Genomic DNA, 11816 nt, shown 5'->3' with positions numbered 1-11816 from the left:
ACAAGTGAAAAGAGTGAAAGGAAGTTGGAAAATCTTATAGATACAATTCGTTCCGCTTTCTTACAGTGCAAGTTTCTTTGACCTTCTCAGACAGTGCAAAAACCATGTTGTGGTCTACTTTTCGAGCGGACTGCGGGCATTTTGCCACACAGCGCATGCAGGAGATGCAGGCGCTGCTGTCTGTTAGATTTGGCTGATCTTGGCTGATTGCGTGAGCTGGGCATATGTTTGCACAATGGCCGCAAAGATTGCAGCTTTCATCTGCTTCCGGGATCAAGTTTGACACTTTGTATTCTTTGTAAGGATGGTTTCCAGGAATCTGTGGAGGAGATGCCAAAGGAGAATCCGTCTGGATTTTTTCCAGAATTCTTCGGGCAAAATGCCGCAGTTCCTCTTCATCCTCCCCGTCCGGTCTGCCGGCGGCATACTGATGCATAATGGAGTGTTCAGCAACGGCAGCGATTGCGGCGATGACATGAAAACCGTTTTTCTCTGCAATATCGTTTAATTCTGTCAATGTATCCTCATAGGCCCGATTTCCGTAGACACATATGAGGATACATTTTGCCTGATTTCCGTCAATCTTTGCAATTCTCTGGGAAGCAAGGGCAGGAACACGTCCGCCAAAAGAAGGAACAGAAAGGACAGCAACATCCTCCTTCCCAAAAGTTGGGAAATCGGGACTGATTTTCTCATCTGTCAGATCCAGTCTTTGTACCGGCATATTCCATTCTCCGGTAATGATATCTGTGACCCGCTGTGTTCCGCCGGTAGGGCTAAAAACAATTTGTACGATACTCATAAGTATTCCTCCTGCTTTTTAATTTACATTTATTATAGGCAGGGTAACATATTGTGTCAATGTGAGAAAAAATAGGGAAAAAATAGGAAAAGTCCTGATATACTAAAGAACAAAAAGACCAAGAGGGGAGAGTGATACCATGGAAAAGATTTTGATTGCGGATGACGAAGAAGGAATCCGTATGCTTCTAAAAGATTATTTTGAGATTCTTGGATATGAGACAGAGACGGCGGCCAATGGAAAAGAGGCCATAGAAAAGGCGTTGATGGGGGGTGGATCTGATCCTTCTTGACATCAATTTCCCGGATATAGACGGGATGTCCGTGTGCAGGAAAATCCGGGGAGAAGTTAGCTGTCCAATTTTATTTCTGACGGCAAAAATAGAAGAACAGGATAAGATCAACGGACTGCTTTCCGGAGGGGATGATTATATTACAAAACCATTTTCTATTGAAGAGCTAAGTGCCAGGGTCGCAGCCCACCTGCGAAGGGAAAAAAGAAACGCTTTGTCAGGGCAGGAGTACCACAGCGGGGGGGCTGCGCATCCGCTATGACGAGCGGAGTATTTCTTATAATAAAAAAGAGATCCGTCTGACAAAAACTGAGTTTGACATCATGGAGTTTCTATCGATGCACCCGAGACAGGTGTTCAGCAAAGAGCAAATCTATGAGAATGTCTGGGGACTGGAAGGAGCAGGAGACAGCAGTATCGTGATGGAACATATTCGTCGGATGCGCGCAAAGATCGCAAAACAAGCAGACAGGGATTTTATCGAGACGGTATGGGGAGTGGGATATAAATGGATTGGATAGATGAGAAAATTGAGAAGATCCGGGACAAAATCCGAAACCTTCCGATTCGCAAAGCACTGCCGGCCTATCTGTGTATCTTTGCCCTGGCTGGTTTCCTTTTGACGGTCATCACAGTGGGGATATGCGGGAAATGGCAGGATATTCTGTATGAAAAAAGTTCTGAGATCCAGGTCGTCTACACTGCAAATGGGGAAAGAGTGTTCGGCTATACGCAAGACTTCTTATCCCTTTCCACAAGCAGGAAGGCGGCGGTCATGATCCTCACGGCAGTACAGAACTGGTGTCCATATGTGTATGCGGTTGTCAGCATGTTCATCACAGCAGTTTTGTTTTATCGGAGACGGCTGAAAAAGCCGTTTGATATACTGGAAGAAGGCATGCGAAATATCAAAGAGAAGAATCTGGAATTCAAGATGGAATATAATTCCCGGGATGAAATGGGGAGGCTGTGTGAAGCTTTCGAAGAAATGAGAGGACATCTGGTAGAAAATCAAAAGGAAATGTGGAGACTTGTGGAAGAACAGAAAAAGTTAAATGCGGCATTTGCACATGATCTGCGCACGCCGCTGACGGTCATCCGTGGATATTCCGACTTTCTTGTCAAATATATTCCGCAAAGAAATATCAGTCAGGAAAAGTTAAAAGATACGCTGCGGCTGCTTTCTGCACAGGCGGAACGTCTGGAAAAGTTCAGCCAGACAATGAAGGATGCAAGGAGTGTCGATGATATCCCGTTTCATCCGGAGAAGACAGACTGTGCATATCTGGATAAAAAGATCCGAGGGATGGCAAATGCCCTCAACGAGGCAAAAGAAATCCATCTTTCATACTCTGTCAGAGGGTGTGAAAATACAATGCTTGCAGATGAAAATATTATTTTGGAAGTGCTGGACAACCTTCTCTCCAATGCGATCCGTTATGCCAGGCAGGAGGTGGAAATTGAGACAGAGTGTGATGGAACGATGTTTTACCTTTATGTGGCGGATGACGGTCCGGGATTTTCCGATGCAGCTCTTCAAAATGCAGGGAAAGCTTATTTCAGTGAAGGGGAAAACAGGGAACATTTCGGGATTGGTCTTCATATCGCATCTGCTTTATGCAAAAAGCACGGAGGGGAAATAAGTTTTGCAAACCGTATCGGGCAAGAAGGTGCAATTGTAAGTGCTTCCTTTCGTCTGTCATCAGAAAATCTTACACATGTCTAGGGAGAATCTAGAGAATTCTGCGGTAGGATAGAATCATCAATCAGGAAAGGAAGGCAGAAATAGTGAGAGAAAGGAAAGAATCAAACATGGAGATACGGATCCGCGGTCTCAGCAAATACTATGGGAAAAAACAGGCTTTAAAAAATATCAGTCTGACTATACCAAGAGGAATGTTTGGCCTGCTGGGACCAAATGGTGCGGGAAAGACGACGTTGATGAAGGTACTTGCAACACTTTTGAAAAAACAGGAAGGGAGGATCGAAATTTGTGGCATTCCGATTGAAAATGCAGCTGCGGTAAGGGCTGTTACGGGTTATCTGCCTCAGGAATTCTCGCTTTATCCTAATATGGGAGTTTATGAAGCTATGGATTATCTCGGTGTGCTTTCTGGGCTTGGGAAAGCAGAACGAAAGAAACGGATCCCAATCCTTCTTCGGAAAGTCAATCTGCAGGACCAGACAAAGACAAAAGTTAAAGCGCTGTCGGGCGGGATGAGAAGGAGACTGGGGATCGCACAGGCTATCCTCCACGACCCGAAAGTATTGATCGTGGATGAACCGACTGCGGGGCTGGATCCGGAAGAGAGAGTCAGATTCCGCAATCTGCTCTGTGAGATTGCAGAAGAGCGTGTGGTAATCTTATCGACGCACATCGTGGGAGATATCGAGGCCACATGCGAGAATGTGGCAGTGCTGGATCACGGAGAGATTCTTTATCACGGTACGGTCACAGAATTGATCCGGATGGCGGACGGAAATGTCTATACAGCAACGGTTAGCAGGAAGGATATGGAAAAAATCAAAAGTGCGTATCTGGTAACAAGCATGATGACAATGGGAAACAATGTAACTGTGCGGTTTCTGTCAGAAAGCGTACCAGGTATCAGGGCAAAAAAATGCGAGGCGGGAGTGGAAGACGCATACATGTACCTGATGCATGAAAAGGAGGGGGCTGGCCATGTTCCTGAGTTTGTTTAAAAAAGAATGCACACAGGTTTTTAAAAGTCTTATATACTGGCTTTTTATCACATGTCTGGCTCTGTTTTTCTTTACTCAGATGGGAAAGATAAGTTTTGCATCGAAACCGGTAAAAGGCCAGGAGGGTGGATATGGATGGAAGCAGTCCACAGAAAAAAGTGATATTATGGAGGGAACCCTGGGAATGCTGGCGAGAGACTATGATCAGGACAGCTTCACAACGGCGCCTGTCGGTTTTACAAAACATATCACGTTAGATGCATCCGAAAAGGAGAAAATCGCTCGCATACTGGAAACATGCACCGGGCTTTCTATATCGGAAATACAGGACAGGTATCAGGAGTACGTGAAAGAAAATACGGTAAAACTTGCAAATGGGGCGAGTATGATGGCGGCAGATAATTTTAAGCTGCCGGCGAAAAAAGGAATGTCTTACAAAGAATTTGAAAAAGAGATGGGAAAAGTCAGCAGGATCCTTGGACCGGGTTCTTCCTACACAAAAGACCGGATTAAGGACAATGGAATGGTAGAGAAGACTTATGAAGATGCGCTGGCAGAATATGAGGATCTGATGGAAAAAGATGGATTTACAGGGGGATATGCCAGAATGTTCTGTGATTATATGGGAATCATACTTGGCATTCTCCCGGTGTTTGTGACTGCCACGAGAGTGCTGCGCGACAAACGTTCTGGAATCCGGGAACTGATCTTTGTCAGGAAGGCGTCTTCTTTTTCCATCGTCTGCAGCAGATATCTGGCATTGTGTGTGACCATGTTCCTTCCAGTTTTGATCCTTTCCTTCTACCCGTTGGCAGAATGTATCGGATATGCAGCAGGAAAAGACTTGGCACTTGATTACACAGCTTTTTTTCAGTACAGCTTCGGCTGGCTTCTTCCGTCCATTTTGATCGTGACAGCGCTGTCTATGCTTATTACAGAATGGACAGAGACAGCAGCGGCAGTGCTTGTTCAGATAGTCTGGTGGTTTTTTTCTATCTTCAGCGGCCAGAATGCGATGCGCGGGGGAGCGTATGGATTCAACCTGATTCCAAGGCACAATACAGAGCTGAATTACACCGGATTCCAGGCAGACTTTTCCACTCTTGTATGGAACCGGCTGTTTTATACGCTGCTTGCTGTGGTTCTTGTTGTAGCTACAGTGCTGATTTATGAGGCAAAAAGAAAGGGGCGTTTTGGAAATGGAAAGATATCTTGCAATAGGAAAAGAAACCATACGGTATCATTTGATCTGGCAGGTACTCATTAGCATTGGTATTTTGTGTGCAGCGCCGCTTGTTTTGGGTGTCCGTAATCTGAATATACAGGAGACAGCGCGAGTCGTCGAATATTACGCAGTCTTTCCGGGTATCGTCCTTTTAGTTCCAATATTTTTGCCGGAGCAAAACAGAGATATCCGGGATCTGATCCGTTCGAAATATACAGCTGTGGGGGCAATTTATGGGATTCGTCTCGTTCTGTCTATTGTAGTAATGATGGCGGTCTCCGCCCTGTTTCTGTACGCACTTAAGATAGGGGAGTGTGAATTTCCATTTGACACATTTTATCCAGGTCTGCTGGCTGGAATGGTGTTCCTGGGAGGAATTGGTCTTCTGTCCTACGCACTGTGTGACAATGTTGTCGTCGGGTATATGATGCCGCTGTTGTTTTATATCGTATCTATGGCATCGGGAGAAAAATATCTTGGGAAATTTTATCTTTTTTCTATGGAAACAGGAAGCTATGAAGAAAAGTGGTATCTGGCGCTGGCAGGAATGCTGTTTTTGGGCGTCGGGATTGCCGTACGTTCAAGAAAAGAATCATAAAAAAGAAAAACTTGCCTTTTCCGCCCCAAAGCGTTAGCATATGGGAGAGATTACGTTTGGAAAAGGAGAGTACATCATGGAGAAAATAACGATTGGAGCCATGTTTGTGTGCATGATCCTGGCAGCTCTTTGTTTTGCACATGCGTTTGTGTTCGGATTCATGGGAGAAAAGAGTATCTGGCTTGTACCGAGTTATAGAAAGCTGCCGAAAGAGAAAAGAGAGGCCTACAGTGTAGAGAAAATCTGTACAGGAGCCAGAAATACATTGGCTCTTTGGGGACTTTGGTTCATCCTTGGGACAGTGGCATGCTATTTTCTGAACCCGCTTATTGTGCTTGTATTTGTCGGAGGATGGATCGCTATGCTGATCCCAAGGATGAGCTTTCGTGAAAAAAGATACGACAAATTCCGAAAATAGACTTATCGATCCAGCCATGTGAGTTCCAGTTTTTCACTTGCGCTGAGAAGCTGCTTTTTCAGAAGCAGTAAAATGAGAACGATAAGCAGCAAAAAGACAGGGAAAAGCAAGGCGGGAAAATCCAGGTAAACAGTAAAGAAGAGCGATAGCTGCAGAATTCCTGGATGCCGCTCCGAAGATTTCCGGTACACATGACAGAAATATAGGATAAACCTTTCAGAGAGTGGAAGGCCTGTGTCTGAAGAGCACACACAAAGGAAATCCCTGTGTTGACAAGATGATCCATCGTTCCATGCGGGACAGGGATGAAAAGAAGCAAAAGTGTGATCTCCATAATCAGGATGATATGCCGCCATTTAACAAAACGGTCATCCCCGATGCGGATATGTATCTGTTCAGCCAGAAAAATACCGCATATAAAAGAAAAAATCGGCAGCGGATAATAAAGTGCATTCCGATAATCTTGTTCTGCCAGACGCATGCCCAGCAGAACAAGATTTCCGGTCTGACCGTTGGCAAAGACTTTGCCTCTGCAGAGATAAGTATAGGCGTCCAGAAATCTGCCTGCTATGGTAAGAAGCATCCCGACGATGAGAGTTTCCGAAATCCGAAGCTTCTGTGTCCCGTGCAATCAGTTTGCATATTCGCCGCTCAGAACGGCCTCGTCTAAAATGTGCCCTTTCATCTGGCGATACATTTCATTCATGTAAAAACCATTTTTCAAATCCAATATCGTATCAAGGGCATAGACGTGGATGTCATAAATATGCGGCGCATCAGGCGGAGCCATACCTCCATAGTAACTGCAGGATTCGGCAGGGTGCTGTCCGCCCTGCATGCTGAGCCAGGAATTGACACCCTGTACAAAATCGGATGCAGTCTGGCTTTCGTTTTCCAAAATTTCTGTACGACAGATATTTGCCGCAACCCAGTGCACCCATACAAAGCCTCCGCTTACAGGGAACGCATCTTTATCGTCGATTACGAGGGCAAAGCTCTTTGTCCCTTCCGGTGCATCATGAATGGATATCGGGAGAGAATACGTAGGCATTCCAAGCGTATTGAGTTCGCCTCTTTTTCCATATTTGTCCTGAATGATCCCATCAATGATTCCATTGCTTGTAATTTTCATTCTTTCACTCCTTCCAGATCATAGTATCCTAAGTATACCTTAAAAGCAGGGGGAAGTATGTTGCATTTGCAACGCATCTGATTTTATATTGTTATCAATGTGAAATGATTTTTAGAATAAGAAAGAATCCCCTCTTTTTGCATTTTTGAAAGTTCTCTGGACAGCGCGCAGCGGTCGACAGAGAGATAGTCGGCCATTTCCTGTCGGTTAAACGATACAGTAAATGTGGATGTCCCGGTTTTTCGGTATTCTTCTGTAAGGAAGGCCGAGATTTTTTCACGCAGGCTTCTGTGTGAGAGGATTTCGGCTTTTCGCATATAGGTAAGCTTTTTCTCCGTGATTACAAGAAGCAGATTCAGATACAGTTTTTGAAGCGCGGTATCCGGAGAAAGAGGAAGTTTTAAAAATGCTTTTGTGTCAAGAAAAAGAATCCGGGAATCTTTTGCGGTCTTCAGAGAAAAAAACATCGGATTGCCGGAAATACTGTGGGCTTTCCCAAAACAATCCCATTTTGAAAATTCGGAAATAATATTTTGGTTGCCCCAGAAATCCTCAGATATCATGTGGACGCAGCCATCCAGTATGACACCAATTTCTTTTAACGTGCTGCCAGGATGAACGAGAAACTCTCCCGCGTCTATCAGACGGATATGAGGCTTAAGAATTTCCTCGAGACATCTAAGCTCTGACGCTGTGATTCCTTCAAAGAGTCGAGTATTGGCAGCCAATTCTTTTTGCAAAATCATTGTGTTTTCTCCCGTTAAAAATTTTTGTGTTTTCCATTTCGGAAAATTGTTTCTTTTGCTATGATAATGCAGAAGATTTAACTTAATTATAGTATGAGCGGAGGCAGACCGCAAATAAAACGAAACAGAAAGGACCAGACAGAATGGAATTATTAAAAAGACCGCGTCGTCTGCGGGGCACAGAATTGATGAGAAAGATGGTAAGGGAGACGCGGATGAGTCAGGAGTCTCTGATCTATCCGATGTTTGTTGTAGAAGGCAGCAGGAAAAAGGAGGAAATCTCTTCCATGGAAGGCCAGTTCCGATACAGTGTCGATCAGATGCCGTATGAACTGGAGCGGGCAGCAAAAGCCGGTGTAAATCATATTCTGTTGTTTGGCATTCCAGACAGAAAAGATGAGGTTGGGAGCCAGGCATACGCGGAAGATGGAATTGTACAGAGGGCACTGAGGGAGGCAAAAAGACAGTTTCCGGATCTTCAGTATATTACCGATGTCTGCATGTGCGAATATACATCCCATGGACATTGTGGCATCTTATGCAGAAAGGATGTGGAAAATGACCGGACTTTGGAATATTTGCAGAAGATTGCGCTTTCCCATGTGCAGGCGGGCGCTGATATGGTGGCCCCTTCCGATATGATGGACGGCCGGGTACGCGCCATCCGCGGAATACTCGACCAAAATGGGTATGAGAATGTCCCAATCTTGTCTTATGCAGTAAAATATGCGTCCGGATTTTACGGACCGTTCCGGGATGCCGCAGAATCAGCTCCTGCTTTTGGAGACAGGCAGACATACCAGATGGATTTTCATAATAGCCGGGAAGGAATCAGAGAGGCTATTTTGGATGTGGAAGAGGGAGCGGACATCGTCATGGTAAAACCAGCGATGTCATATCTTGATATGGTATCAAAAGTCCGTGAGGCAGTCAAAGTACCGGTAGCGGCCTACAGTGTAAGCGGAGAATATGCCATGGTAAAAGCGGCGTCAAAAAATAACTGGATAGATGAAGAGAAGATCATGTGTGAAATGGCAGTAGCCGCATACCGTGCAGGGGCACAGATTTATATTAGCTATTATGCAAAAGAGTTGGCGAAATGTATGACAGAGGGGAAAATAGGATAAGATAGGGGGAAATAAGATTATCAAAATTAGCACTCACTACTTGACAGTGCTAACAATAAGTGTTATTGTTATATTGTTGGTAGAACAGAAAACAAATAAAATTCAAAAAAGATAGAGATTCGTAAGGAGGAGTGCAGTATGAATATCAATAAATTCACACAGAATTCTATGCTTGCGGTACAAGGTTGCGAGAAAGTCGCAGACGAATACGGTCACCAGGAGATCGAGCAGGAGCACCTGCTTTATTCTTTATTGACACAGGATGAAAGCCTTATTTTAAAACTGATGGAAAAAATGGGTATTTCAAAAGAACTGATCGTAAACCGCGTGGAAGAATCACTGAGGAAGCGGCCAAAAGTCCAGGGCGGACAGGTCTTTATCGGTCAGTATCTGAACAAGGTACTGATCCACGCAGAAGACGAGGCAAAACAGATGGGAGACGAATATGTATCAGTAGAACATATTTTTCTCGCCCTTATCAAATATGCAAATAAAGAAATCAAACAGATTTTCCGGGAACTTGGCATTACAAGAGAAGGCTTTTTAAAAGTGCTTTCCGAAGTCCGCGGAAACCAGAGGGTTACGACAGACAATCCAGAAGCGACATACGACACGTTGAACAAGTACGGGTATGATCTCGTGGAACGGGCAAAAGAGCAGAAATTGGACCCTGTCATCGGAAGAGACGCCGAGATCCGAAATGTGGTAAGGATTCTTTCACGTAAAACGAAAAACAATCCGGTTTTGATCGGAGAACCTGGAGTAGGTAAGACTGCAGTTGTCGAAGGGCTGGCACAGAGAATTGTTCGAGGAGATGTGCCGGAAGGTCTGAAAGATAAACAGCTCTTTGCTTTGGATATGGGCGCCCTTGTTGCAGGAGCGAAATACAGAGGAGAATTCGAGGAGAGACTCAAAGCAGTTCTGGAAGAAGTCAAAAACAGTGAGGGACAGATTATCCTCTTCATTGATGAACTTCACACGATCGTAGGTGCCGGGAAAACAGACGGGGCCATGGACGCGGGAAATATGTTAAAGCCAATGCTTGCAAGGGGAGAACTTCATTGTATCGGTGCGACTACACTGGATGAATACAGGGAGTACATTGAGAAAGATGCCGCTTTGGAAAGACGATTCCAGCCGGTAATGGTAGACGAGCCGAGTGTGGAAGATGCCATCTCTATTTTGAGAGGGCTGAAAGAACGGTATGAAGTATTTCACGGTGTAAAGATTACGGACGGCGCGCTTGTTGCTGCCGCAACTTTGTCCAATCGGTATATATCAGACAGATTCCTCCCGGACAAAGCCATTGACCTTGTAGACGAGGCATGTGCACTGATCAAGACAGAATTGGATTCCATGCCGACCGAACTCGATGAACTGAGACGGAGGACAATGCAGCTGGAGATTGAGGAGGCTGCCCTCAAAAAAGAAGATGACCGATTAAGCCGTGAACGGCTGGAAAAACTTCAGCAGGAACTGGCGGAAAACAGAGAAGAATTCGCCAAAAAGAAAGCACAGTGGGATAACGAGAAAAACTCCCTGGAGAGAGTACACCGACTGCGGGAAGAGATCGAAAATGTCAACCAGGAAATCCAAAAAGCTCAGAGTTCCTATGATCTGGAAAAAGCAGCAGAACTCCAATATGGACGTCTTCCGCAGCTGAAAAAACAGCTGGAAGAAGAAGAAAATAAAGTAAAAGACGAAGATCTCTCCCTTGTCCATGAAAGCGTGACTGACGAAGAGATTGCCAAAATCGTATCCCGGTGGACGGGTATTCCGGTTGCAAAACTGAATGAAAGCGAAAGAAGCAAGACACTGCATCTGGATCAGCAGCTTCACAAGCGTGTGATCGGGCAAGATGAAGGTGTAACAAAAGTAACAGAAGCCATCATCCGGTCAAAGGCAGGCATCAAAGATCCGTCGAAACCAATCGGCTCCTTCCTGTTCCTCGGACCAACCGGAGTAGGGAAAACCGAATTGGCCAAGGCACTTGCAGAAAGCCTGTTTGACGATGAAAGCAACATGGTACGGATCGATATGAGCGAATACATGGAAAAATATTCTGTGTCCAGACTTATCGGAGCCCCTCCGGGATATGTAGGATACGATGAAGGTGGACAGCTGACAGAGGCGGTAAGAAGAAAACCATATTCTGTCGTACTCTTCGATGAAGTGGAAAAAGCACATCCGGATGTGTTCAATGTACTTCTGCAAGTACTTGATGACGGACGGATTACAGATTCCCAGGGACGCACAGTAGATTTCAAAAATACGATTCTGATCATGACATCAAATATCGGATCCGCCTATCTACTGGAAGGAATCGATGAAGAAGGAAATATCAAACCAGAAAATGAACAATATGTCATGAATGACCTGAAAGCCCACTTCCGCCCGGAATTCTTAAACAGACTCGACGAAATCATTATGTTTAAACCACTTACAAAAGCAGATATAACTCAGATCATCGATCTCCTTTTGACAGATGTCAATAAACGTCTGGCAGACAGAGAACTAAAAATCGAACTGACAAAAGCAGCAAAACAACATATCGTAGACGGCGGCTACGAACCAATGTACGGTGCAAGGCCGATGAAACGATACCTGCAAAAATACGTAGAGACACTGGCTGCAAAACTCATCCTGGAAGGCAATGTAGGAACCGGAGAAACCATCATCATCGATGAACAAAACGGAGAACTGACGGCCAAGACAGGGGGACGTGTTCCGGCTCAAAGGTACACGATGTAAAATTCAGACAATTTCAATAAAC

At 44.9% G+C, this 11816-nt stretch carries 11 protein-coding genes and 1 pseudogene; 8 read left to right on the top strand and 4 right to left on the bottom strand.

Translation table 11 applies throughout. The features are described from left to right. Nucleotides 1–34: 34 nt before the first annotated feature. The gene (locus FLB61_RS02305) at nucleotides 35–802 is read right to left on the bottom strand and encodes a 4Fe-4S dicluster domain-containing protein (RefSeq protein ID WP_221919283.1); all 768 of its coding nucleotides are present in this window, start codon (nucleotides 800–802) and stop codon (nucleotides 35–37) included. Between the two features lie 139 nt (nucleotides 803–941). Between FLB61_RS02305 and FLB61_RS13435 the strand changes: the two are divergent. From FLB61_RS13435 to FLB61_RS02275, 6 genes and pseudogenes are all read left to right on the top strand, one after another. Then, nucleotides 942–1615: pseudogene (locus FLB61_RS13435) on the top strand (response regulator transcription factor). Further along, nucleotides 1603–2820, top strand: a complete 1218-nt coding sequence (locus FLB61_RS02295) for a HAMP domain-containing sensor histidine kinase (RefSeq protein ID WP_221919282.1) — start codon at nucleotides 1603–1605, stop codon at nucleotides 2818–2820. The pseudogene FLB61_RS13435 and the gene FLB61_RS02295 overlap by 13 nt, the downstream one beginning before the upstream one ends. 86 nt (nucleotides 2821–2906) lie before the next feature. Then, nucleotides 2907–3797: an ABC transporter ATP-binding protein gene (locus FLB61_RS02290; protein ID WP_221919310.1), complete on the top strand. Its 891-nt coding sequence runs from the start codon at nucleotides 2907–2909 to the stop codon at nucleotides 3795–3797. Next, nucleotides 3778–5064: an ABC transporter permease gene (locus FLB61_RS02285; RefSeq protein WP_221919281.1), complete on the top strand. Its 1287-nt coding sequence runs from the start codon at nucleotides 3778–3780 to the stop codon at nucleotides 5062–5064. Before FLB61_RS02290 ends, FLB61_RS02285 begins: the two co-directional genes overlap by 20 nt. Then, complete coding sequence (locus tag FLB61_RS02280; protein ID WP_221919280.1) at nucleotides 4997–5620, top strand: hypothetical protein; 624 nt, start codon at nucleotides 4997–4999, stop codon at nucleotides 5618–5620. The genes FLB61_RS02285 and FLB61_RS02280 overlap by 68 nt, the downstream gene beginning before the upstream one ends. 76 nt (nucleotides 5621–5696) lie before the next feature. Next, on the top strand, nucleotides 5697–6038 hold the full coding sequence (locus FLB61_RS02275) for a DUF3784 domain-containing protein (RefSeq protein WP_158095390.1): 342 nt from the start codon (nucleotides 5697–5699) through the stop codon (nucleotides 6036–6038). Nucleotides 6039–6096: 58 nt separating this feature from the next. On the opposite strand, the gene FLB61_RS02270 is transcribed toward FLB61_RS02275, so the two are convergent. From FLB61_RS02270 to FLB61_RS02260, 3 genes are all read right to left on the bottom strand, one after another. After that, entirely contained in the window at nucleotides 6097–6669 is a 573-nt protein-coding gene (locus tag FLB61_RS02270; RefSeq protein WP_221919279.1) for a YoaK family protein, read from the bottom strand. Beyond that, nucleotides 6670–7170 (bottom strand): YbhB/YbcL family Raf kinase inhibitor-like protein, encoded by a 501-nt coding sequence (locus FLB61_RS02265; protein WP_087211076.1) that lies wholly within the window; start codon nucleotides 7168–7170, stop codon nucleotides 6670–6672. It lies immediately after the preceding gene. An 83-nt stretch (nucleotides 7171–7253) separates the two neighbouring features. Then, nucleotides 7254–7916: a Crp/Fnr family transcriptional regulator gene (locus FLB61_RS02260; RefSeq protein ID WP_221919278.1), complete on the bottom strand. Its 663-nt coding sequence runs from the start codon at nucleotides 7914–7916 to the stop codon at nucleotides 7254–7256. Between the two features lie 143 nt (nucleotides 7917–8059). On the opposite strand from FLB61_RS02260, the gene hemB reads away from it, so the two are divergent. Together hemB and clpB are read left to right on the top strand one after the other, a co-directional pair. Next, complete coding sequence (gene hemB / locus FLB61_RS02255) at nucleotides 8060–9043, top strand: porphobilinogen synthase (protein ID WP_087211083.1); 984 nt, start codon at nucleotides 8060–8062, stop codon at nucleotides 9041–9043. A 138-nt stretch (nucleotides 9044–9181) separates the two neighbouring features. Next, nucleotides 9182–11794 carry an ATP-dependent chaperone ClpB gene (gene clpB, locus FLB61_RS02250; protein ID WP_087201929.1) on the top strand — a complete coding sequence of 871 codons (2613 nt, stop codon included), beginning with the start codon at nucleotides 9182–9184 and terminating at the stop codon, nucleotides 11792–11794. The last annotated feature ends 22 nt before the right edge of the window (nucleotides 11795–11816 follow it).

Source organism: Sellimonas caecigallum, assembly GCF_019754295.1.
In the GTDB taxonomy this organism is placed as follows: Bacteria; Bacillota; Clostridia; order Lachnospirales; family Lachnospiraceae; genus Sellimonas; species Sellimonas caecigallum.
This window is presented reverse-complemented; position numbering and strand designations above follow the sequence as displayed.